At 70.6% G+C, this 22,269-nt stretch carries 26 protein-coding genes; 6 read left to right on the top strand and 20 right to left on the bottom strand.

The annotated features are described in order from the left end of the window. Positions 1 to 21 precede the first annotated feature (21 nt). Entirely contained in the window at positions 22 to 270 is a 249-nt protein-coding gene (locus ATL42_RS10595; RefSeq protein ID WP_098455307.1) for a hypothetical protein, read from the bottom strand. A gap of 87 nt (positions 271 to 357) precedes the next feature. Then, positions 358 to 1,263, bottom strand: a complete 906-nt coding sequence (locus ATL42_RS10590; protein WP_098456508.1) for a sugar phosphate isomerase/epimerase family protein — start codon at positions 1,261 to 1,263, stop codon at positions 358 to 360. Between the two features lie 308 nt (positions 1,264 to 1,571). Here ATL42_RS10590 and ATL42_RS10585 point away from each other — a divergent pair, with 308 nt between their 5' ends. Continuing rightward, a complete protein-coding gene (locus ATL42_RS10585) occupies positions 1,572 to 2,333 on the top strand; it encodes an SDR family oxidoreductase (RefSeq protein ID WP_098455306.1) in 762 nt (253 codons plus the stop codon). Positions 2,334 to 2,470: 137 nt separating this feature from the next. After that, on the top strand, positions 2,471 to 2,890 hold the full coding sequence (locus tag ATL42_RS10580) for a hypothetical protein (protein WP_098455305.1): 420 nt from the start codon (positions 2,471 to 2,473) through the stop codon (positions 2,888 to 2,890). Here the strand turns inward: ATL42_RS10580 and ATL42_RS10575 are convergent. From ATL42_RS10575 to ATL42_RS10560, 4 genes are all read right to left on the bottom strand, one after another. Continuing rightward, positions 2,887 to 3,147 (bottom strand): helix-turn-helix domain-containing protein, encoded by a 261-nt coding sequence (locus tag ATL42_RS10575; RefSeq protein WP_098455304.1) that lies wholly within the window; start codon positions 3,145 to 3,147, stop codon positions 2,887 to 2,889. The two genes, ATL42_RS10580 and ATL42_RS10575, sit on opposite strands and share 4 nt — an antisense overlap. Continuing rightward, positions 3,134 to 3,787: a DUF2975 domain-containing protein gene (locus ATL42_RS10570; protein ID WP_098455303.1), complete on the bottom strand. Its 654-nt coding sequence runs from the start codon at positions 3,785 to 3,787 to the stop codon at positions 3,134 to 3,136. Before ATL42_RS10570 ends, ATL42_RS10575 begins: the two co-directional genes overlap by 14 nt. 406 nt (positions 3,788 to 4,193) lie before the next feature. Beyond that, positions 4,194 to 5,603, bottom strand: a complete 1,410-nt coding sequence (locus ATL42_RS10565; protein ID WP_245862437.1) for an MFS transporter — start codon at positions 5,601 to 5,603, stop codon at positions 4,194 to 4,196. A gap of 385 nt (positions 5,604 to 5,988) precedes the next feature. Further along, positions 5,989 to 6,522 (bottom strand): MarR family winged helix-turn-helix transcriptional regulator, encoded by a 534-nt coding sequence (locus ATL42_RS10560; protein ID WP_098455301.1) that lies wholly within the window; start codon positions 6,520 to 6,522, stop codon positions 5,989 to 5,991. A gap of 85 nt (positions 6,523 to 6,607) precedes the next feature. On the opposite strand from ATL42_RS10560, the gene ATL42_RS10555 reads away from it, so the two are divergent. After that, on the top strand, positions 6,608 to 6,982 hold the full coding sequence (locus ATL42_RS10555) for a DoxX family protein (RefSeq protein ID WP_098455300.1): 375 nt from the start codon (positions 6,608 to 6,610) through the stop codon (positions 6,980 to 6,982). Between the two features lie 223 nt (positions 6,983 to 7,205). Beyond that, a complete protein-coding gene (locus ATL42_RS10550) occupies positions 7,206 to 8,444 on the top strand; it encodes an MFS transporter (RefSeq protein WP_098455299.1) in 1,239 nt (412 codons plus the stop codon). Here the strand turns inward: ATL42_RS10550 and ATL42_RS10545 are convergent. From ATL42_RS10545 to ATL42_RS10525, 5 genes are all read right to left on the bottom strand, one after another. After that, complete coding sequence (locus tag ATL42_RS10545) at positions 8,430 to 9,323, bottom strand: D-hexose-6-phosphate mutarotase (protein WP_098455298.1); 894 nt, start codon at positions 9,321 to 9,323, stop codon at positions 8,430 to 8,432. The two genes, ATL42_RS10550 and ATL42_RS10545, sit on opposite strands and share 15 nt — an antisense overlap. Before the next feature lie 278 nt (positions 9,324 to 9,601). Next, complete coding sequence (locus ATL42_RS10540) at positions 9,602 to 10,066, bottom strand: PTS sugar transporter subunit IIA (protein WP_098455297.1); 465 nt, start codon at positions 10,064 to 10,066, stop codon at positions 9,602 to 9,604. Beyond that, entirely contained in the window at positions 10,066 to 10,296 is a 231-nt protein-coding gene (locus ATL42_RS10535; protein WP_098455296.1) for a PTS sugar transporter subunit IIB, read from the bottom strand. Before ATL42_RS10535 ends, ATL42_RS10540 begins: the two co-directional genes overlap by 1 nt. Before the next feature lie 75 nt (positions 10,297 to 10,371). Then, complete coding sequence (locus tag ATL42_RS10530) at positions 10,372 to 10,605, bottom strand: PTS sugar transporter subunit IIB (protein WP_098455295.1); 234 nt, start codon at positions 10,603 to 10,605, stop codon at positions 10,372 to 10,374. Between the two features lie 19 nt (positions 10,606 to 10,624). Next, entirely contained in the window at positions 10,625 to 11,509 is an 885-nt protein-coding gene (locus ATL42_RS10525; RefSeq protein ID WP_245862435.1) for a GntR family transcriptional regulator, read from the bottom strand. Positions 11,510 to 11,688: 179 nt separating this feature from the next. Here ATL42_RS10525 and ATL42_RS10520 point away from each other — a divergent pair, with 179 nt between their 5' ends. Further along, positions 11,689 to 13,026, top strand: coding sequence for a PTS transporter subunit EIIC (locus ATL42_RS10520; RefSeq protein WP_098455294.1), 1,338 nt, complete (start codon positions 11,689 to 11,691; stop codon positions 13,024 to 13,026). 45 nt (positions 13,027 to 13,071) lie between these two features. On the opposite strand, the gene ATL42_RS10515 is transcribed toward ATL42_RS10520, so the two are convergent. The 9 genes from ATL42_RS10515 to ATL42_RS10475 form a co-directional block, all read right to left on the bottom strand. Beyond that, positions 13,072 to 14,343: a sensor domain-containing phosphodiesterase gene (locus tag ATL42_RS10515; RefSeq protein WP_143556740.1), complete on the bottom strand. Its 1,272-nt coding sequence runs from the start codon at positions 14,341 to 14,343 to the stop codon at positions 13,072 to 13,074. Between the two features lie 83 nt (positions 14,344 to 14,426). Further along, a complete protein-coding gene (locus ATL42_RS10510) occupies positions 14,427 to 14,693 on the bottom strand; it encodes an HPr family phosphocarrier protein (RefSeq protein ID WP_098456506.1) in 267 nt (88 codons plus the stop codon). Between the two features lie 93 nt (positions 14,694 to 14,786). Further along, positions 14,787 to 15,119, bottom strand: a complete 333-nt coding sequence (locus ATL42_RS10505; protein ID WP_098455292.1) for a cupin domain-containing protein — start codon at positions 15,117 to 15,119, stop codon at positions 14,787 to 14,789. 59 nt (positions 15,120 to 15,178) lie between these two features. Further along, positions 15,179 to 16,204 (bottom strand): LacI family DNA-binding transcriptional regulator, encoded by a 1,026-nt coding sequence (locus ATL42_RS10500; RefSeq protein ID WP_245862431.1) that lies wholly within the window; start codon positions 16,202 to 16,204, stop codon positions 15,179 to 15,181. A gap of 48 nt (positions 16,205 to 16,252) precedes the next feature. Then, positions 16,253 to 17,122 (bottom strand): glycerate kinase, encoded by an 870-nt coding sequence (locus tag ATL42_RS10495; RefSeq protein WP_169925390.1) that lies wholly within the window; start codon positions 17,120 to 17,122, stop codon positions 16,253 to 16,255. A gap of 139 nt (positions 17,123 to 17,261) precedes the next feature. Next, positions 17,262 to 17,744: a tRNA (cytidine(34)-2'-O)-methyltransferase gene (locus ATL42_RS10490; protein WP_425443214.1), complete on the bottom strand. Its 483-nt coding sequence runs from the start codon at positions 17,742 to 17,744 to the stop codon at positions 17,262 to 17,264. Between the two features lie 62 nt (positions 17,745 to 17,806). Beyond that, the gene (gene nhaA / locus ATL42_RS10485) at positions 17,807 to 19,051 is read right to left on the bottom strand and encodes a Na+/H+ antiporter NhaA (protein WP_098456504.1); all 1,245 of its coding nucleotides are present in this window, start codon (positions 19,049 to 19,051) and stop codon (positions 17,807 to 17,809) included. A 2-nt stretch (positions 19,052 to 19,053) separates the two neighbouring features. Continuing rightward, positions 19,054 to 19,992 carry an NAD(P)-dependent oxidoreductase gene (locus ATL42_RS10480; RefSeq protein WP_098455289.1) on the bottom strand — a complete coding sequence of 313 codons (939 nt, stop codon included), beginning with the start codon at positions 19,990 to 19,992 and terminating at the stop codon, positions 19,054 to 19,056. After that, positions 19,989 to 20,978 (bottom strand): DUF4862 family protein, encoded by a 990-nt coding sequence (locus tag ATL42_RS10475; RefSeq protein WP_169925389.1) that lies wholly within the window; start codon positions 20,976 to 20,978, stop codon positions 19,989 to 19,991. The genes ATL42_RS10480 and ATL42_RS10475 overlap by 4 nt, the downstream gene beginning before the upstream one ends. Positions 20,979 to 21,241: 263 nt before the next feature. Here ATL42_RS10475 and ATL42_RS10470 point away from each other — a divergent pair, with 263 nt between their 5' ends. Then, a complete protein-coding gene (locus tag ATL42_RS10470; protein ID WP_098455287.1) occupies positions 21,242 to 22,258 on the top strand; it encodes a TRAP transporter substrate-binding protein in 1,017 nt (338 codons plus the stop codon). Positions 22,259 to 22,269: the final 11 nt, after the last annotated feature.

Raw genomic sequence — 22,269 nt, 5'->3', positions numbered from 1 at the left:
TCAGCTACGAGGCGCGCGTTCCTACGAGGAGCGTGACCGGCGGCGGGTGCGGGCCCGCGGCTTGGTCCGGCGGCGACGGGTGCGGGTACGAGTGCGGGTGCGAGGCTTTCGCTCTGGCAGCGCGGGGAGGAACGCTGCAGCGAGCCCGACCAGCACGAGCCCCAGGGCCGGCAGCCACGACCATCCGTCGAACCCGATCTTCGCGAGGCTGAGCGCCAGCAGCGCGACGAGCGCAAGGGGCAGTGCACGGAGAAGCCGTGGGCCATCCATTAAATCCTCCTAGGTCGGGGCATAGTGCCCGAACCGTACCGGAAGGTGTGGACAACCTCTCCATCGCGGCCTTCGGCGCCGTGCTGGCTACAGATATGGCAGGACGAGGTCTGTGTACCGTTCGGCGACGGTCCGGACCACGGTGTCGGTGTCGGCGTCCCAGATCGCTTGGTTGAAGATCTCGACCTCGACGTCGCCCGTGTAGCCGGCGGCGGTGATCCACTGCGTGATGGAGCGGAAGTCGATGTAGCCGTCGCCCATGTATCCCCTGGAGAGCAGGGGGTCGGCTGCGAGGGGGAGGACCCAGTCGCACACCTGGTAGGACGCGATGCGGCCCTCGGCGCCGGCGCGCGCGATCTGGGCCTGCAGGTCCGGGTCCCACCACACGTGGTACGTGTCGATGGCGACGCCGACGACGTCGGACGGATAGGGCGCAGCGAGGTCGAGCGCCTGGCCGAGCGTCGAGAGGACGGCGCGGTCGGCGACGAAGATCGGGTGCAGCGGCTCGAGGACGATCCGGACGCCGTGCTCGGCTGCGAAGGGCGCGAGGTCGGCGATGCGGTCGGCCACGCGCTGACGCGTGCTCACGAGGTCGCGGTCGCTGTGTCGCTCGGCGTCGCTCGCCGGCGTGCGGGCCGGGCCGGGGCCCGTCGAGGCGGGGAGCCCGCCCACGACGAAGACGAGCTCGCTCGACCCGACCGTCGCGGCCTCGACGACGGCAGACCTGTTGTCTGCGAGAGCGCTCGCGATCCCGGCCTCGTCGCTCGCGGTGAAGAGGCCGGCGCGGCACAGCGACGAGACGCGCAGCCCGGCGTCGCGGACGATCTTCCCGGCGGCCTCTGCGCCGACCTCGTGGACACGGTCCCGCCAGAGCCCGACCGCGCTGCAGCCCGCACGTGCTGCGCCGTCGACGGCCTCCGTGAGCGTGAGGGCCTTGGTCGTCGCCGTGTTGAGCGACAGTCGTCCGAGCGGGCCGGTGTTCTGTCGCGTCATGGTGGCCGCGCGGTCTGTGGCGCTCTGGTCGTCGGTCGTCATGGTGGTGCTCCGTCCGTCGTCGTGCCGGCCGGTGTGGTAGCACGACCTGCGCCACGGTAGGCGCTTTCCGCAGCATATGGCGGCTCTCGTGGGTCGTCAACGCGAACCGTGGGCGGTGCTGTCGCACATCTGGGGAGGCGTCGCGCCATCCGGTAAGCGCTTACCCGGCGTGCTGTACCCTACGACGACGGCCGAGGACTCATGAGACCCGCCAGGCCGCGAACGCCGACGTGTGCCCCGGCACGCAGGAACAAAGGATGGAAACGATGTCCAAGGTTGCGCTGGTGACCGGTGGCAACAGGGGAATCGGCCTCGGGATCACCCGCAGGCTGTTGGCCGACGGCTACTCGGTCGCGATCCTCGCGACACGCCCCGAGCCGACAGAGCTCATCGACGACCTGCGCCAGACCGGCCAGGTCCTCTACGTCCAGGGCTCGGTCTCCGAGCCGAGCGACCATGCCTCCTACGTCGACACGGTGCTCGACGCGTGGGGGCGAATCGACGTCCTCGTGAACAACGCCGGCGTCGCGCCCTCGCCTCGAGCGGACCGCCTGCAGGTCAGCAAAGACAGCGTCGACCGCGTCAAGGGGATCAACCTGCGCGGCCCCTATTTCCTGACGCAGCGCGTCGCGAACGCCATGATCGAGCAGCGCCGAGACGATGGTGCGGCCACCGACTCGCCGATCGGCACGATCGTCAACGTCTCTCCCCTGGCAGCCAGGTCCGTCGCGACCAGCCGTGGCGCGCGACCCGGAGCATCGATGGCGACGCAGCTCTTCGCTGCGAGGCTCGCGCCTGCCGGCATCGCCGTCTACGAGGTGCGCCCCAGCGCCACCGCCGCAGAGGCGAGCGCGAGCGCCGCGCACGACGCGGGGGAGCCCTCCGTCGACGGTGGCGCGCCCGTCTCGGACGAGGGGATGTCCCCTGACATCGCCACGGCGGTGTCGGCCCTCGTCTCCGGCCAGACGTCCTGCGTGACCGGTGAGATCTTCCACATCGACGCAGGCATCCACGCACCGCCCCGCTGAGGTCCAGGCCCGTGGTCGGCGCAGGTCGTCGTCGAGGTACAGGAAGCTCGGTCGCTTTCCCCAGCCGGGTCACAGGTGAGGGGCGTTCTCTGAGGTCATCGCCCCATCCGGGACGAGGGCACGGAGGAGGAACGATCATGAGCGCAGTCGTCGCAGACCGTCGGACCAACGTCGAGAAGGCGGTCCCGCCAGGATCCGCCGCCGGGTGCCCGCCTGCCGGTGTCGAGTCCGGAGGCGCGTGGCTCACGGCGAGCATCCGCCCGGTCGGCCAGATCTGCCGCTGCGACGCCGACCGTCTGGCGATCATGCTCGACGCGCTCGCCGGCGCGTCGTCGGTCGTGGTCCTCGATCTGCAGGCCGCGCGCATCGAGAGTGCTCGGGTGGCGCGGGTCGTCGGACGGGCGGCAGCTCTGCTCGACGAGCGTGACGGCTGCCTGCTGTGCGTCGGCGCAGACGACACCACGCGTGCGTGCCTGGAACGGGCGGGTGCCGTGGTCGCGTTCGTCGATCCCCTCGGTGCGGGCGCGCGGGCGCCTCTGCAGATCGGCGTGGGCTAGGGCCGGACGGAGAAGAGCTCGGCCGGAGTCGCGTCGAGAGCGTCGCAGACGAGGGTGAGCGTCGAGAACCGGATCGCCTTGGCCCTGTTGTTCTTGAGGATCGAGAGGTTCGCCATCGTGATCCCGGTGCGCTCGGAGAGCTCGGTGAGCGTCATGCCGCGGCTGGTCAGGGCCGCGTCGAGATGGCAGACGATCCGGTGCGCGGGTGGTGGCGCTCCGTCCTCCACCGGGTCGGACGGGGTCTCAGACGAGGCCATCGGCGTCCTCCGCGAGTTTCGCGCCGGCGTGGAAGGCGGCCGTGAGGGCGAGTGCGAGCAGGCCGACGACGACGGTCGGGACGTTTGCTCCGACCGCGGCCATCCCCTCGCTGAGCGTTGTGCCTGGAGCTCCGGGGGCGGAGCGATCGGCGCCGTAGGTGAGCGTGGCCCACGCTGTGAGGCGGTCGTTCGCGACCGTGTCGACGATCAGCTGGGCGACGCCGCCGCAGAGGAGGGCCGCGGCAAGCTGCGGCCAGGCCCGGACGGTGCGTGCTGAGAACGGTTCGCGTGCGGCGATCGCGTGCATGATCCGGAGCAGGAGGATCGTCGCGACGACGACCACGGCGGCGTGGAGCAGCGACGGTCCCACGTAGAGGAGCCGGGTGGACCACCCGGCGTCGCCGGCCTCGAGGATCCCTGCGTGGACGTCGGAGGCGAAGAGCTGGGGCAAGGGGGCGAGAGCCAGCCGAGGATTCGCTGTGGCGGCGATCGGCACGGTCCAGGGGGTGGCGAAGGTGATCGCCTGGAGGAGGTCCGCGAGGACCGCGAGCGCTGCGACGCCGACGACGGCCCCGGCGGCGATCCGTTCTCGCACCGCGGAGGCTCTCCGAGGTGCGGTGCGTGCGACGGGCTTGACCACGGTGGTGCCCTCCCTTATCGATGATCGATGTTATCGATGGTCAATATATACCCTTGGTTGTCGCTCGGCAGTCCGTCGGCTGGTGCCTGGCTGCTGCCTCGCTGGCGCCCGGCTGGCGCCCGGCTGGCGCCCGGCTGGCGCCCGGCTGGTGCCCGGCTGGCGCCCGGCTGGCGCCCGGCTGGCGCCTGGCTGGTGCCTGGTTCCCGCGTGGCTCCCGCGTGGCTCGCAGCGAGCTCGGGCGGTTGTCTCGAGCTCGGGCGCACAAACGCCCGAGCTCGAGACAACCGCCCGAGCTCGGCGCCATCGCGCGTGGGATCTGGTTGGTTCTTGGGCGCAGGGAACCCGGGAGGAGGGGGAGAGCAGAGGGGGAGAGCGGAGGAGGGGGAGAGAGGCCGTGACCGGGCGGCTAGCCGGGGCCGTTCGTGCTTGCGAGGGCGTCTGTGTTCTTGAGGGAGTCTGTGTTCTCGACGGAGGCTGCGTTCGCGAGCGAGGTCGCGTTCTCGACGGAGGCAGCCTTCGCAGAAGCCGCCTCGCGGAGGGTGCGGCGGTGGGTCCACAGGACGACGGGAACGAGCACGATCGCCATCGAGCCACCAGCCAGGGAGAGGACTGCGTAGCTCGACCCGGACATGACGAAGCCGGAGAGAGCTCCGCTGCCTGCACCTGCGAGGGCGATGAGAACGTCGAGGCTTCCTTGCGTCGATGCCCGGGTCTCGGGCTCGGTCGAGTCGATGACGAGAGCCGTTCCGCTGATGAGACCGAAGTTCCAGCCGAGACCCAGCAGCGCGAGCGCGATCAGGAGGAGCCCCATCGAGTCTGCAGGGGCGACCGCGGCCAGCACGCCGGACACCAGCAGCGTCACGCCGGCGGCGATCGCCATGGGGATGCGTCCCAGACGGTCGACGAGGACTCCGGTGACGACCGACGGGAGGAACATCGCTCCGACGTGGATGCTGATGACGAGGCCGACGGCGCTCAGGCTGTGGCCGTGGTCGCGCATGTGGCTCGGGGTCATCGTCATGATCGCCGCCATCGCTACCTGGGTCAGCACCATGACGGTGGCCCCGGCGGCGAGGCCGTGGTTGATCGTGCGAGGCGTGGACCGGGCTGGGGCGCTGGTGGTCCCGGGAAGGGGCGCGCTGGGCGTGCCCGGAGCAGCCAGCGGATCCTCGAGGTCGAGGGGAGCCTCTGCGCCCGCCCGTGCCACGAGCAACGGGTCTGGTCGCAGGAAGACGAAGACGACTGCCCCGGCGACGAGAAAGGCGACGGCCGAGAGGAGGAACGGCCCAGCGAGCGCCGGCAGCCCCCAGGCGGTCGCGACGCCGCCCATGACTCCGACGAGGTTGGGGCCGGCGACGGCGCCCACGGTCGTCGAGACCATCGCGATGCTCACCGCCGTCCCGCGCTGCCACGGTTGCGCGAGGTCCGTCCCGGCGTACCGCGCCTGGAGGTTGGAGGCAGTACCGGCACCGTAGACGAAGAGCGACGCGAAGAGCAGCACGACGTTCCCGGTCGCAGCCGCGACGACGACGCCCGCTGCGCCGAGACCGCCGGCGGCGAACCCGGCGCTGAGCCCTGCTCTCCGGCCGGACCGTTGGGAGACGCGTCCGACCATGAATGCGGTCGCCGCTGATCCGAGGGTGAAGAGCGCTGACGGCAGGCCTGCGACGGTGTTCGTCCCGAGCATCTCCTCGGCGAGCAGCGCGCCGACGGTGATCCCGGCTGCGAGGCCGGCACCGCCGAACACCTGGGAGACGACGACTGTGGTCAGGGTGCGCCGGTAGAGCCGGGCTCTGGCGTCTGCAGCGATGGTCACGGATGCCATTCTCCGGTACGCGCCTCGTCGTGGGGGCTGCTTGCCCGTCGACAGGTCTTCCCGTCCGCTGTCGGGCCACGGGGTGCTGCGGCCGTACCTCCAGGTCAATAGCCGAGAAGCCACCGCGACGCCGTGATCTCGACAGCGACCCGTTCGCCGTCCGGCCCGGGGTCGCGCGGGTGGTCCGACGGGCCGTCGACAGCGATGTTCATGGAGGGGACGGATCTTGACGTTCGTCGTGGCGCTTACGAGCCAGAGCCGGGAGCCGTCGAGGACGAACTAGATGGGTGAGACGTGTGGAGATCCGTCAGTGCGCAGAGTCGTCAACCATGCGACGGGAGCCTCGTCCGCGACCATGGCGGCGCGGTGCGACAGAGGGGGAGGCTCATCGGCGAGGCGCAGGTCCTGGCGAGGGGGATGTGACGTCAGGGTGCTGGTCGAAGATGTGGAATGCGGCGGGGTCTACGACCGCGAGCAGCTCTGCGGCGAGGTCGCCCAGCTGTTTCATCTTGTCTGGACCCAGCGGGTCGACGACGAGCCGACGGACCGTCCGGACATGACCTGGGGCGGCGGCCTCTACGACCGCTCTGCCGGCCGCGGTGAGGAGGACCTCTGTGTGGCGGCCGTCTTCGGCGAAGGGGCGACGCAGGACCCAGCTTTGTCCTTCCATGCGTGTGAGTGCATGAGAGAGCCTGGAGACCGAGCCGGCTGCGAAGGCCGCGAGGTCGCTCATGAGTGCAGCACTGCCTGGCGATTCGGAGAGCCCGGCCATGACCATGTAGTCGAAGCTGTTGAGCTTGCTGTCTCGCTTGAGCTGAGTGCTCACGGCGGGCGGCAGCACCTCCATGAGTGCAGCGAGCGCGACCCAGGAACGTACCTCGGACGGGGAGAGCCAGGGCACGTCGGAATCGTCGGTCATGGGTCCATCATACGCATTCCCTTGAAATTTCAACTGAAGAGAGATATCTTCGTCTCGTCAGTTGAATTTTCAAGTCAGGAGTGTCATGAATATCGCCCTCTGGATCGTTGCCGGTCTGCTCACCCTCGTGTTCCTCGCAGCAGGGACGGCGAAGGTCGCCGGTAGTCGCGAGCAGCTGATGGAGAAGATGTCCTTCGTCGCGAGCACCCCGCAGGGCGCCGTCAAGCTCCTCGGTGTCGCAGAGATACTGGGCGCGCTCGGCCTAGTCCTTCCCGCTCTCGTCGGTGTTCTTCCCATTCTTGTCCCCGTCGCTGCGATCGCGCTTGTCGCCCTCATGATCGGCGCAGTCGTCGTTCACCTCCGCAGCGGTGAGGGACTCTCCGCAGCCGCCCCGTCGATCGTCCTCGCGCTCTTGGCGGCGTTCGTCGCGTGGGGCCGACTAGGTGCCTACGCCTTCTGACCGGCGTGTCGTCCGGCACGACACCGCGCAGGCAAGGTGTGTGCCCTGAAAGTGAGCGTGGGCAGGACCCTGGGGCCAGGTAGCGGACCCTCCACAGGGCGCGGTAGCGTTCGTCGCATGTTCTGTCAGTCGCACTAGGAGCCGGGCTGCGCACTCGTGCGCACGAGGTCCGATTCTCATCGACGGCCCCTCAGGGGCTGTCGCGACTGCATGGAGCTGTGCGATGCCTGCTGAACGACGACGTGCCTACCGGGCGGTCCTGTCCCGTCCTCGCGTCCTGACGACTTTTGCCCTCTCGATGATCGGCCGGTCCGCGTACGCGCTGGTCTTCCTGCCGCTCTTCTACGCTGCCCAGGACGCTGCGTCGTCCATCGCGTTCGCCGGGATCGCGGTGGCCGCCTACGGCGCCGGGGCGACGTTCCTCGCCCCGCTCCGTGCGTGGCTCATCGATCGCGCCGGCGCGCAGACGATGCTCAGCATCCTCGTCCTGAGCTTCAGCGCGTCGCTCACCGCGCTCGCGGTGGCGAGCCTCGTGGCGAGCCCCGCCTGGGTGGTGCTGGCGCTCGCTGGTCTTGCTGGGAGCGTCGCTCCGCCGCTCGGGCCGACCATGCGCGTCGCATGGCGCGAGCTTTTGCCCGGCAGGGACGATCGCACGGTCGGGCTGAGCCTCGACTCGGTGGTCGAGGAGCTGTTGTACCTGGCGGGGCCCGCGGTCGCTGGGCTCTTGCTCGCCGGGCTGGCTCCGGGGTACGTGATGCTCGTGCCGGCTGTGCTCGTAGCGATTGGCGGTCTGCTCTTCGTCAGGACGAGCTCCGTGGCGCAGATGCGAGGTGGCCTGGTGCGACCAGGTGCGCAGGGCGCGGGTCGCGCCCTCGTCCTCGACCCACGCTTCGTGGCGCTCCTCCTGCCGGCGCTCGTCGCGGGAGGGATCTCGGGCCTCGTCAGCGTCGCGGTGCCCGCTGCAGGTGCGAACCTGGGCAGCACCGCGACGGTCGGGATCGCGCTCGGTGTCTTCGCGGGCGGCAGCGCTGTCGGTGGCCTTCTCTACGGGGCAGTGCGCGTCCCCGGCTCCCCGGTGCAGCAGCTCACCGCGTTGAGCGTCCTGCTCGTGGTCGGGGCCTCGGGCCTCGCCCTCTCACCTGGCACGACGGCGCTCGTCGCTCTCCTCGGCTCTGCGGGCCTGTTCTTCTCGCCGGTGATGATCGTCGCGTACCTCGCGGCTCCCGCCGCAGCAGGAGAGCACCAGCAGAACGCAGCGACAACCTGGGTGAACACGAGCCACAACCTCGGCTCGACGCTGGTCAGCGCGGTCGCCGGGATCGCGATCCAGCACGCGGGCATCCCGTTCGCGGTCGTGGTGGTCTGCGGTGCTGCCCTGGGGCTCGTGCTCCTCAGCGCACTGGTGCTGCGCAGAGATCCCGTCGGCCCGCCCGCTGCGAAGGAGCCCTCAGCCGGTCGGTGAGAGCTGGTACATCGCCGTCATCGTGTGGCTCGCTCCGGGGGCGAGGCTCACGGCGGTGTCCCGCACGTTGCACACCTCGACACAGACCATCCCGGTCCACTCGTCGTCGCCGAAGTCCGCCATCGCTGCAGCCTTGTCGATCCACGGGTTCCACACGACCGTCGCGTCGGACCCTCGTTTGGCGATGACGACGGACCGCCCGGCTGCGAGGTCGTGCACGGCCGCACCAGACCCGACGCCGAGGTAGATACGGTCCGTCTCTCCATCGAAACGGACAGGGGCGTCCTCGCCCGGAACAGGCCCCGGGCCGGCGAGACGGTCGAGGAAGGCGTGCCCCTCGAGGCCTGCGACCTCGGTGGTGCGCACGTCCTGCACGGCGAAGTACGTGTGGAGGGCCTCTTCGAACGTGAACGGTGCGTCGTCGTGGTTCGTCACCGTGAGGCTGAGCGAGAGACGCGCACCGACGACGACCGTGTACACCGCCTCGAAGCGGTGCGGCCAGTCGGCAGCGCCGGGAGACGCGGCGACGTCGGCGTCCGTGAGACTCAGGGTGAGCGTGACGTGCTCGCCGTCGTCCTGCGCCCCGGCGAGCTGCCAGGACGTGAGCCGTGCGAAGCCGTGCGCGGGAGCGTCCGGGTGGTCGTCGAGCGCGCCGAACCACGGGAAGCAGATCGGGACACCTCCACGGATCGGCTTGCCCGCGGTGAAGTGGCTCGACCCGCTCACCCAGAGCGCGTCGTCCGCGCCGGTCGGAGCCCACCGGGTCACGGTCGCGCCGTGCAGGTAGACCTCGGCCGCGGCCGTGGCGCCGTCTACCTGCACGACGGGCAGCCCGCCCTGCCCGGTCGTGAGGCGCACGCTGTCTGGAAGGTTGCGCATGAGATCTCCGATGTCGCTGGTCGTTGCGGTTGCGCGGTTGCGCGGTTGCGCGGTTGCGCGTCTGCGCGTCCGCGGGTCCCGCGGGACCCGCGCGTCCCGCGAGCTCGTGCATCTGTCTCGAACTAGGGCAATCCTAGGCACGATCTCGAAACAGACGCCCGAGTTCGACGTGCCTGCCTGGCGGCTGGGCGCTGGGCGGCTGGCCGGCCGGGCGGGCGGGCGGGCGGCTGGGCCTGGCGGGCGGGCGGCTGGGCCGGGTGGCGCGGGGAGGGGGGCCGTCAGGTCCAGGTGAGGAGCGGGGTGCCTGGGTGGACGGTCGTGCCGGGGGCCGCGAGGGGGGTCACCGAGCCGGGCTCGCCCTGGAGGGCGACGACCGGGCAGACCGGTGACCGGCCGCCCGCGACCACGTCGGCGGGGACCCACGAGACGATCGGGTCGCCTGCCGCGACCTCGTCGCCCTCGGCGGCGAGGAGGGTGAAGCCCTCGCCGGCGAGCTGGACTGTGTCCAGACCGAGGTGGACGAGTGCCGCCCGCCCGTCGGCGCCCTGGACGACGAACGCGTGCGGATGGAGCTTGGCGACGACCCCGGCGATCGGTGCGACGGCCTCGCTGGGGCCCGACGTGTCCGGGTCGATCGCGACGCCCGGACCGACGATCTCTTCAGCGAAGACCGGGTCAGGAACGTCCGCGATCAGACGGACCGTCCCGTGGACGGGCGCGAGGAACGTCAGCGGCGTGCGCATCAGCGGAGGTCGTCGATGTCGGACGCCAGGGTGTCAGCCTCGGGACCGACGATCACCTGCACGACGGTGCCGGAGCGCAGGACCCCGAAGGCACCCGTGGCCCTGAGGGCTGCCTCGTCGACGAGGGAACCGTCCTTGACCTCGACCCGCAGCCGCGTGATGCACGGCTCGAGGTCGATGATGTTCTCGTCTCCGCCGAGAGCCGCGAGGATCTGCTCTGCCTTGTTCATCGGGTGCTCCTTGTCATCGGGCTGCTGTGCTCGTCAGTCTGTCCTGCTCCGTGAGATCCGCCATCGGGAGAGGTGTCACATGAGGTCTTCGAGGTCCGTCGCGAGAGTGTCGACGCTGGGTCCGATGACGACCTGGACGACGCGTCCGGAGACCATCACGCCATGAGCCCCGACGCCACGCAGCGCGGCGACGTCGACGAGCGCGGGGTCCCGCACCTCGGAGCGCAGCCGTGTGGTGCACGGCTCGATGTCGATGATGTTCGCGACGCCGCCGAGTGCGGCGAGGACGCGTGCAGCCTGATCCGTCACGGTGTGCTCAGCTCCTTGGTCATGTGGGCTCCTCGATCATCGTGTCTCGCTGGTCGGCTGAGCGCACGTCCGCAGGCTGTGCGCTCCCAGCGCTCCCAGCGCCCCGAGCGACCTCAGCACCCTCTGTGCCCCGAGCGACCTCAGTGCCGTCGGCGGTCGCGGTCGGCGACCCCGCCCGGGTGCGCGGTGTGAGCGCCGGCCGTGGTGCACGGACCGGCACCCACAGCACGTAGCGGTCGGCCCGGTAGGAGGACCTCGAGTAGACGCACGCGGTCTGACCCGAGAACGTCCGGCGCGTCGTGCGCAGGACCGCTCGCCCCACGCGGATGCCGAGCAGTGCGGCGTCGCGGGCGTCGACCTCGCTGGCCGCCACCGTGTCTTCGCCCCACTCGGGGGCGAGGCCACGGCTGCGCAGCTCGCCGTAGATGCTGTCGGGGACGTCGCCGTCGAAGAGCCCCGGGACGAGGTGCAGCGGGACCCAGGACTGCTCGATGGCCATCGGCTCACCGTCGGCGAGCCGGACCCGGTGGAGGTAGAAGACCTGCTCCCCGGGAGCGAGGTCGAGGGCGTCGGCGACGTCGGGCGCCGCGGCGACCTCTTCGGCAGCAAGGATGAGGGACGACGGTTCCATGCCCCGGCGACGCATCTCCTCGCCGTAGGAGACGAGGCGGACCTCGAGGTCGACCTTGCTCGGCGCGACGAAGGTGCCACGGCCCTGCTCGCGCTCGAGCAGACCTTCGACGACGAGGGCATCGACGGCCTGGCGGACCGTCATGCGGGAGACGCCGAAGCGCTCGCAGAGGAGCCGTTCGGACGGGATGACGTCGCCGACCTCGAGCTCGTGCGTGACGAGAGAACGCAGGTAGTCGCGCACGCGCATGTATTTCAGTGCTGGTAGGTGCACCGGTGCAAACCCTCCAGATGGGACAGCAGCGGGCTCTTGACACCGCTGCGTCATTAGATCATGGTTGGCTGCAACTGGTCCAGACATCTAGCAGCGGTGCTCGGTGTGCTGATCTCCGCGCAGCTCCCCGGCAGGTGGCGCCCACGCTCCTGTCGCCACCACGTCAGGAGGACCCCGCGATGACATCCACCACAGGCCCCGTGGTCAAGGAGAAGCGCTCGATCCCTGGCCTCGCTCAGCTGCAGCGGATCGGCCGGTCCCTCATGCTGCCGATCGCCTCCCTGCCCGCCGCCGCGCTCCTGCTCCGCCTCGGGCAGGCCGACATGCTCGGCAAGGACGGCCTCGCGCGGTCGTGGGGAGACTGGCTCCTGCCGGTCGCTGACGTCCTCGGCGCGGCAGGGAACGCCCTCTTCGCGAACCTCCCGCTGATCTTTGCGCTCGGCGTCGCTATCGGCTACGCCCGCAAGTCCGACGGCTCCACCGGGCTGGCTGCGCTCATCGGGTACCTCGTGTTCAAGGGCGTCTCCGACGCGCTCTCGCCGTACGTGCTCGACCCGCCCGCTGCCGGGGGAGACCAGGAGCTCATCAGCTACGGCGTCCTCGGTGGCATCGTCATGGGGCTCATCGCGGCGCTCCTCTTCCAGAGGTACTCACGGATCAGGCTGCCTGCGTATCTGGCGTTCTTCGGCGGCCGGAGGTTCGTGCCCATCGTCACGGCCGGCATGGCGATCGTCGTCGCGATCGTCGGTGCGTTCGTCTATCAGTGGTTCGACGCGGGCCTCACCTCGGTCGGCAGCTGGGTGACCGGATCGACCGTCCTCGGTGCGTTCGTCTACGGGGTGGCCAACAGGCTCCTCGTCCCGCTCGGGCTCCACCACCTGCTCAACTCGCTCCCGTGGTTCCAGTTCGGCACCTACACCGACGCCGACGGCGACATCTGGCAGGGGGACATCGCTCGTTTCCTCCACGGCGACCCCACCGCAGGCACCTTCATGACCGGGTTCTTCCCCATCCTCATGTTCGCCCTGCCCGCAGCGGCTCTCGCGATCGTCCACACGGCCCGCCCCGAGCAGCGCAAGGTCATCGCGGGGATCATGGGCTCTGCAGCGCTCGTCAGCTTTGTCACCGGGGTGAGCGAGCCGCTCGAGTTCTCGTTCCTCTTCGTCGCCTACCCGCTCTATGTCATCCACGCGCTGCTCACCGGGACGTCTCTCGCCCTCGTCAACTGGCTGGACGTCCACCAGGGCTTCGGCTTCTCGGCGGGAGTGATCGACTACCTGCTGAACTTCCGCATCGCGCAGCGGCCGCTGCTCATCCTCCCGATCGGCCTCGCGTACGCCGCGATCTACTACGTCCTCTTCCGGTGGGTCATCACGCGTTGGAACCTGCGGACGCCCGGCCGGGAGGACGACTCCACCCTCACCGACCAGAACAACGTCCTCGTCGACCAGCCTGCCGACCAGCCTGCCGACCAGCCTGCCGACGCGCCGACCGAGCGGCCGGCGCTGCCCTCCTGACACGCGCAGCCGTCCGCGAGCAGGGGCTCGCCCCGGTGCGCCGGGTCAGCAGCGGGCGAGGCGCCCGACGAGCGACTGTGCCGCGGCCGTCACGAGCCCGCGGTCGTGGGTCACGACGAACTCGAACTCGCGCTCACGGTCCGGGCCGGTGTCCCCGAGGTCGCGCGCCATGAGCGCTGCCGCCTCGTGCGCTCCGAGCACGACGACGGTCCACTCGGCAGCCAGCGGGTCCTGCGGGTCGAGCGCGCTGCCGCGGACACCGGGCGCCGGCGTGCGGGGCATGTCGATGCCGAAGACCCCGACGAACGGCAGGTGGCGGCCCATCGTGACGTAGCGTGCGACGGTCGCCGCGGTGAAGAACCGGGCGTGCTCGAACGTGGCGAGCAGGAGCGGGGGCACCTGCGACTGCATCGCCATGAGCTCGAGAGCGTGGGACTGGGCGAGCAGCAGGTGCTTCGGGGCACGGCGCACCCGTCGTGCGCGGCCGAGGAGCTCGTAGGGCGTGGCGCGCAGGATCGCGCCGTTCGGGGTGGCGCGGAAGCGCTCCGGCTGGGGGACGGTGGTCTGGAAGTGGCGTTCGCCGCGCCCCCAGAACCAGCCTTGCCCGAGCGTCGCGCCGAGGACGAGCGCTCGCGTGAGGTCGTCAGACGTCTCGATCCCTTCGGCGACGACCTCGGCTCCGGACTGCTCGGCGTAGGCGCGCACGGCGCTGGCGACGGTCTGGGTGGCGACGTCGTTGACGGAGCGCAGGAGCCGGAGGTCGAGCTTGACGACCTCAGGGCGCAGGAGCGGGATGAACGCCAGGGACTCGGGCTCGACACCGACGTCGTCGAGGGCGATCGCGCAGCCGGCCTCGCGGAGGCGTTCGGCGCCGGCGAGGACCCCGGCGATGTCGGTCGCGAGGGCTCGCTCGGTGATCTCGACGACGACCTGGACGTGGGGTGCGCGGTTGGCGATGGCCTCGAGCACCACCTCGGGGCGTTCCGTGAGGGTCGTGGGTTCCACGTTGACGAACAGGGTGATGGGGCGGCCGTCGGAGAGCCGGCTGGCGTCGGCGACCGATGCCCGCAGGGAGGCTTGCTCGAGGTCGACGAGGAGGCCGTCTGCGCGGGCGGCGTCGAGCAGGAAGAGCGGTGAGGCCCAGCGTGTCCGGGCAGGTCCGCGCAGCAGGGCCTCGTGCGCGACGACGTGCCCGGAGTCGAGGTCGACGAACGTCTGGTAGACGCAGTGCAGCCATCCCTCGGTGATGACCGCCGCGAGCGAGAGGTCAGAGCCTCCGGGGGTCGCGGGCGCTGGGGCAGTGGTCGCGATGGGCACGTGTGCAGAATCGGCCGACGGGTGGCACACCTGCGCGGTGCCTGTGCTTTTCACCCGGTCCCCGACGGGCTCCAGCGGCGGGTTCAGCCGTCGGAGGCGAGGTACTCCGCGAGCGCGTCGAGGGATGTCACGGCGTCGGCGTCGTCGGTCTCCGTCGTGAGGACGACCACGTCGCCCTGGGCGGCGCCCAGGGTCATGACCGACAGGATGCTGGTGGTCGGGACGGGGCCTGCGCCGGGGGTGCGGATCATGACGTCTGCGGGCTGGGCGCCTGCGAGCTGGACGAAGAGGGCGGCAGGGCGCGCGTGCAGCCCTTCCGGCATCCCGACGGTGACGTGACGCTCGAGCACAGCGACCTCCAGGGATCGACGACGGCTGGTCTGGACCACCCTAGCGTGATGCCTGCGTCCGGTACAGGCCTCTGTCCGGACTCCGAGCAGCGCCTAGGAGACCTTCGCGACCGTGAGCAGGATGATCGAGTCCTGCTGGGCGGCGAGGGCATGGCGGACCCGCGGCACGACGAGCATCGCGCCCGCGGACCCTTCCCACGCGTCGTCGCCGGCGGTGAGGACGATGCGTCCCTGCAGCACCTGGACCGTCGCCTCGCCCGGGCTCTCGTGCTCGTCGAGACGCGTCCCCTGGGTCATCGCGATGAGCGTCTGGCGCAGCACGTGCTCGTGCCCGCCGTAGACCGTCTGCGCGCTACGGCCGTTGGACGAGGCGCGGGCTGCCTCGAGAGCGTTTCGACCGATCGCGGTGAGCGAGAACTTTTCCATCGCTCCACCATGGCAGAGTTCGGCGGACCGTGCGCCGGGCACTGGGTCGCGTCCGTGCGTCAGCGGAGCCGCGGCGTCGAGTCGCGGAGGATGACCTCGCCGTCGACGGGCACGATGCGCGGCTCGTCTTTCGCCGGTGAGAGCGCCATCTCGGTGACCATCGCGCCCATGTCCGTCAGCGGGAGCCGGATGGTCGTCAACGACGGGGTGATGTCTCGTAGCGTGAGGATGTCGTCGAAGCCCGCGAAGGCGACGTCGCCGGGGATGCTCAGCCCTGCAGCGCGCGCGGCGGCCATCGCTCCGACGGCCATGACGTCGTTGACGGCGAAGACGAGCTCGACGTCCTCGAGCGCACCGCGGCTGGCCAGCTCGGCTGTCCCGTCGTACCCGCCGTCGCGGGTGAACGGGCCGTGGATCACGAGGTCGCGGGGGACCGGGGCGCCGAGCTCGGCCAGCGCGTCCCGGAAACCCTCGACGCGTTCTCGTGCGGTGAGGTGGTTCTCTGGTCCGGCGAGAACGGCGAAGCGCCGGTAGCCGAGGCCGTGCAGCTGGTGGGCCAGGTCGCGCGTGCTCGCGCGGTTCTGGATGGTGACGGTGTCGACACCGAGCAGCGGCTGGCCGATGACCGCCACGCCGCCGCCGCGGGAGCGGTACTCCGCGAGCGCTGCTGCGAGCCTGTCGTTCGACGTGTCGTCGTCGAACCGGCCGCCGACGAGGATGATGGCGCGGGCGCGCTGGCGCTGCATGAGGTCGACGAACGTGAGCTCGCGGGCCGTGTCGCGGTCTGTGCTCGCGAGCGTCACGACGAGACCGGCACGCTCGGCGGCGCTCGTCACGCCGGACGCGATGGTCGAGAAGTAGGCGTCGGCGATCTCGTGGACGATGAGACCGATGGCGATCGTGCGACCGCGCGCCATGGCCTGGGCGTTCGCGTCGGGGGAGTACCGCAGGCGCTCGGCGGCGGCGAGGACCCGCTCGCGCAGGTCGGTGCGCACCGTCCGGTCGGCGCTGCCGTTGATCGCTCGCGACGCGGTCGCGAGCGACACACCTGCTTCCCGTGCGACATCGCTGAGGGTGACGGCCATGAGGCCCATCCTAGGGCGGACCCCGGCGGGCCGGGCGCAGCACCTGGGTCAGGCGGCGACGAGGGCGCCCGCGACGCTCGTCCGGCGTCCTGGCCGGTGGTGTGCGCTGGTGGGGTCGACGAGCCGGGCGACGTACGCCGGCCCAGGGAAGGTGCGAGCCTGCCACGCGACCATAAAGCCGTAGGCGGCTCCGCCGCCGGCTCCGGCGCCCGGTGCGTCGGGTGTCCCGCCGAGGACGCCGGCGAACCGAGAGAGACCGTACTCGAGGCGTGCAGCGTCCGCGGGGGACGCTCCCGTGCGCGGGCTCAGGGCGTTCGCCGCGCCGTGCAGGCCGAGGAGGGGGTTGTCGACGTCGAGGAGCAGGGTGACTCCGCCGAGGGGTGCGGGGCGCAGGTCGGTCATGTCGGCGAACACGAGGCGGGCCAGGGCGCCGCCGCCGTCGACGAGCGGCTCGCCGGTCTCGTCGAGCAGGCGGAGCCCGAGGGCCGAGAGCGCTCCTGCGCCGCCGTCGGTCGAGGCCGAGCCGCTGAGCGCGATCGTCAGGGAGGTTGCTCCGGCGTCGAGGGCAGAGGCGATGACCTGGCCGAGGCCGCGGGTCGACGCGCCGAGCGCGTCGGGCTCGAGCATGAGCGAGAGGCCGACGACCTGGGCGAGGTCGACCACGGCCGACCCGTCGGGGAGGGCGAGCCACCGGCCGGTGACGGGGCGACCGTCGGGCCCGCTGACGCCGGGGACGTCGTGGAAGGTGGCGCCGGGAACGGTGCGTGCGACGACGTCGAGGATGCTGCTGGTGAACGTCGGTGCGACGGGGGGCTCGTCGAGCGGCTGCACGGAGGCCCAGTCTCGGGCGAGGGAGTCGGCTGCGCACAGCGAGCGCGACGTGCGGTTAAACGCTCCGGGGGAGATGACGATGCGCATGACGGTGCTCCTCGCGCTCTGACGGGCCTGGTGGCCTATGACATCAGTCTTCTTCGGCGAGCAGAACCGGTTCATGAGCGTTTGGTTGCAGTATCTTATGGTATGTCTGTCTGTTTTCACCCGCTGCGAGCGGGTTTATTCACATACCGCCGGTAAAACCAGCCTGTCGCCAGGCCTCGTACACGACGATCGACGCACTCGACGTGAGGTTGAGCGAGCGCCGGCTCGGCAGCATGGGGATCTTCACCTCGTCCGTGATCCGCGCGTGGTGGAGGACGGCGTCGTCGAGGCCGGTCGGTTCGGGGCCGAAGAGCAGGATGTCCGTCGGCTCGTAGGCGATGTCGGAGTAGCGGGTCGTGGCCTTCGTCGTGAAGGCGAAGACGCGTGCCGTCGGCCGGCTCGCGAGCAGGTCCTCGAGGTTCGGGTGCACGACCACATGGGCCAGGTCGTGATAGTCGAGCCCGGCACGGCGGAGCTTGGGCTCCGAGAGGTCGAAGCCCAGAGGCTCCACGAGGTGCAGCGGTGCGCCGGTGACCGCCGCGAGCCGGATCGCGTTCCCGGTGTTCTGGGGGATCCGGGGCTCGTAGAACGCGATGATCGGCAGGGCGGCGGCCGGCGGCACGGCGCCGTCGAGAGCAGGGGGCGAGGTCGGTGCATCAGTCACCGGTGCATTGTCCCCCGCCGTCAGGCTGCAGCGTCCTCCTGCTCGGCCCGGTGGGTCCTGCTCCGCCACGCCAAGAGCGTCGCACCCACGGCTGCGGCGGTGACCGAACCCACGAGCACAGCGGCCTTGACGGCCTCGCCGTTCACGGTCCCGGCCTCGAAGGACAGCTCGCCGATGAGGAGCGAGACCGTGAAGCCCACGCCACCCACGCACGCGACGGCAGCCATGTCGAACCAGCGCAAGGAGTCGTCGAGCGACGCCTTCGTGAAGGACACGAGGAGCCACGTCGCCAGGAGGATGCCCGCCGGCTTGCCGAGGACCAGGCCGAAGAACACGCCCTGTGCGGCCGGGTTGCTCGCGGCGTCGGCGAGAGCGGACGGGCTCATGACGACCCCGGCCGCGAAGAGCGCGAACACCGGGACGGCGAAGCCGGCCGACACCGGGCGCCAGACGTGCTCGTAGCGCTCGGCGATGCTCTGCCGCTCACCCGGGCGCGCGAGCGCCGGGACCGAGAACCCGAGGAGCACGCCGGCGATCGTCGCGTGGATGCCCGACGCGTGCATGAGACCCCACGTGAGGACCGCGAGCGGGACGAGCAACCACGGCGAGCCGCCGCCGTGGCGCCGCGCGACCAGACCGAACACGACGATCGTGGCGAGCGCCGCCCCCAGCCACACCAGGCTCGTTCCGGCCGTGTAGAAGATCGCGATGACGACGATCCCCAGGAGGTCGTCGACGACCGCAAGGGTGAGCAAGAACGCCCGCAGCGCTGTCGGGAGCCCCTTGCCGAAGACCGTGAGGACCGCGACCGCGAACGCGATGTCCGTCGCGACCGGCACCGCCCACCCGTGCGGCTCTCCTAGGGAGCTGACGGCGTTGATGACCGTGTAGACGAGCGCGGGGACCACCATGCCGCCGACAGCAGCGAGGATCGGCACGATCGCGGTCGCCGGGCGGCGCAGCTCGCCGTCGACCATCTCGCGCTTGAGCTCGAGCCCGACGACGAAGAAGAAGATCGCGAGCAGCCCGTCCGTCGCCCACTGCGCGACCGAGAGGTCGAGGTGGAGCGCCGACGGCCCGAAGGTCAGCGCGCTCAGCTCGCGGTAAGACTCGCTGAACGGCGAGTTCGCCCAGACGAGGGCCACGATCGTGCCCACGAGCAGCAAGATCGCGCCCGTGTTCTCGGCCCGGAGGTTGTCCGTGAAGTTCCGGAGGCCTCCGGGAGTGAGCGGGCCGAGGACGCGCTTGATCGACGGGGTGCTCATCATCAGTTCTCGGGCCTCCGGGTGCCTGCCTCGATGAACGCCTGGACGACGGCCGTGTCCTGGTCGCCGAGACCAGCGTCGGTGAGCTCGGTGAAGACCGTGCGCAACGTGTCGAGCTGCGGGGTCACGGTTCCGGTGCGGACCGCTTCGTCCGTCGCGAAGGTGAGGTCCTTGACCATGAACCGCGCGGCACCCGACGGGCTGTGGTCGTGCTCGACGAAGCGCTTCTTCTTCACCTCGAGGATGCGGCTGCCCGCGAACCCTCCACCGAGAAGGTCGAGCAGCGCCGCGACGTCGAGGCCCGCACGCTCCGCGAGGACGCTCGCCTCGCCGAGTGCCACGACCGTGGCAGCGACGATCATCTGGTTGCACGCCTTGGCGATCTGCCCGGCACCCAGCGGGCCCAGGTGGACCGCCGTCCCCGTGGGCGCGAGGACGTCGCGGACCACGCGCGCGTCCTCCTCGTCGCCTCCGACCATGATGGAGAGCCGGCCCTCGCGGGCGCCCTCCTCGCCACCGCTCACCGGCGCGTCGACGAGCCGAGCGAGACCGCCCGTGCGCTCGCGGACCTCGACGTCGAGGGCGCGCACGCCGCCGGGCGAGACGGTCGAGCAGACGACCACGAGCGTGGGGGTCGAGACCCCGGCGAGCAGCCCGTCCGGGCCGTCCAGGAGCGTGCGCACGTCCGGGAGGTCGGGAACCATGAGGACGACGACGTCGCTGGCTGCAGCGACGGAGCGTGCGTCCTCGTGCCAGACCGCGCCACGGGCGACGAGGTCGGCTGCCGATGCCGCGCGCCGTGCGGTCACGTGCAGCTGCGCCCCGTCCGGGAGCGCACCGAGGATGTGCCCCGCCATCGGGGCGCCCATGACGCCGAGTCCGACGAACCCTGTCTGGACGGGAGGCGTCCCTGTCTCGGGGGAGGCGCTCGCGGCGGTCATCGGAGCACCGCGGCGGAGGACGCGACGAGGTCGAGGCTGGCTCGTGCGACGGCGAGCCGGGTGGGGACGTCGGTGTCGGTCGGGCGAACGGTGACCTTCGCTCCCACGTAGCGCGCCTGGCCTGCAGCGGCGGCCAGGGTGGCTGTCGTCGCGTCGGCGGTGAGGAGCGAGCCGGTCGCCATGTCGAGGACGGTGCCGGGGACGTAGGCGGGGATGTGGGCGTCGCTCCACGGGCGTCCCCACGGGGTGGTGACGTCGGACGCGCCCGAGAAGATCAGCGAGCGCAGACGCCCTGCGGCGACGGCGGCGGCCGTGTGCTCGATCGGGGTGGCTGCGGAGCGGCCCTCGATCGCGGACCTGCCCCAGTTGATCCCGATCCCCACGGTGTCGGGGAGGTCGCGGATCACCGCGAGCTCGTCGGCGAGGGTGAGGAAGCCCTTGACCGGCTGCTGGCCGTCGACCGGGGCGTCGCAGTGCTCGATGACGAGCTCCGCCCCGGGGACGTCCCAGGCGAGGATCTCGTCGATCGAGCGTGCGAGCGCGTCGCGTGAGCCGAGCGTGCTCCCGGGGGCGGACTGGAGCTCGATCGCGGTGACGCGCACACGGCCAGAGGCGTCCGCGAGGGCTCGTGCGAGGTCCCGGACGACAGCGATGTCAGCGACAGCGGCCCGGCGTGCGTCCTCGTCGGCGGACGCGAGCCCGTAGGCGGGCTGGGTGCTCAGGCGCTTCATGGTGCGGGGGACGGCCGTGACCATGAGGTCCCACGACGGGTGCAGGTGCCGGGTGAGCCACCCGAGCTCCAGCCGGGGTGAGCCCTCGGGGTCGAGCGGGAGCTCGAGAGCGTCGATGCCGTGCCCGTCAGTGGTGGTCAGCTCGGCGAGACCGTCGTAGAACGCGGCGTCGGCGCGGCCGTCGTCGAGGTCGGGCGACGGCCCGAGAGCGTAGGCGCCCAGGGTGGTGCGCGGTGTGACGGTCGGTGACGGCATCGTCATGGTTCCTCCGGAAGTCGGGCTGTACCCGCTGTCCGCACGTCACGGATCAGCGTCGATCGGTGTGCCTCTCGTGCCAGGGGTTGACCTGGCGCGTGAGATAACGTTAACTCAGTTCCACCCAATGGAACACAGTTCCATTTTTGTCAGGCCGGCGAGGACGCCGGTGCCACCGGACTACCAGGTCTGGTGGACCACGAGTCGGCTCAACGAAGACTACGACTCTGCTCACCCGGGTGAGCCGAAAGAAGGAGCTCCACATGAAGCGAAACAAGGCCGTTTCGATTCTCTCGGTCGGATGCGTCTCCGCGATGGCGCTGTCTCTCGCAGCCTGCAGCTCTGACGGGGGCGACGGCGACGGCGGGACCACGACCTTCAAGATCGCGTTCAACCAGACCGACACCCACCCCCAGTACGTCGCCCTCGACCACCTGGGCGACCGGATCAAGGAACGCACCGACGGTCGCTACGACCTCGAGGTCTTCCCCAACGAGACCCTCGGCGGGCAGAAAGACACCATCGAGCTCGTCCAGGCCGGCTCGATCGAGTTCTCCATGGTCGCAGGCTCGCTCCTCGAGAACTTCAACCCCGACTTCGTCGTCTTCAACCTCCCGTACACGTTCGACAGCCAAGAGCACCAGCGCGCGACGGTCAACGACCCGGAGATCACCGGAGACCTCTTCGCGTCCATCGAAGACCAGAACATCTCCGTCCTCGCGGGCTTCCACGGCGGCGTGCGCAGCGTCTACAACTCCGAGAAGCCGATCAACACGCCCGACGACCTCGCCGGGATGAAGATCCGCGTCATCGAGTCCGACACCAACATCGAGATGATGAAGCTCATGGGCGGCTCGGGCACCCCGATGGGCCAGGGCGAGGTCTACACCGCCATCCAGTCCGGCGTCCTCACCGGCGCCGAGAACAACGAGTCCATCTACGCGAACCTCAAGCACGCCGAGATCGCCAAGTACTACTCCTACACGCGCCACCTCATGTTCCCCGACTACCTCATCGTCAACCCCGCCACCATGGACGCCCTCTCCGAAGAAGACCGGGCCGTCTTCACCGAAGAGATCGCTGCCGCGCTCGACGAAGAGGCCGAGCTCTGGGTCGACGAGGTCGTCAAGAGCAAGGCAGCAGCCGAGGAAGCCGGAGCCATCTTCAACGAGGTCGACGCAGACGCGTTCCGTGAAGCCCTCGAGCCCCTCATCGAGCAGAAGGTGACGAGCGACGTCGCACGCACCCTCTATGACAAGGTCCGCGCCGCGGCCGAGTGACCGCCCGCTAC

This window comes from Sanguibacter antarcticus (genome assembly GCF_002564005.1).
In the GTDB taxonomy this organism is placed as follows: domain Bacteria; phylum Actinomycetota; class Actinomycetes; order Actinomycetales; family Cellulomonadaceae; genus Sanguibacter; species Sanguibacter antarcticus.
The sequence above is the reverse complement of the archived record's forward strand: the minus strand, read 5'-3'. Positions and strand labels throughout refer to the sequence as shown.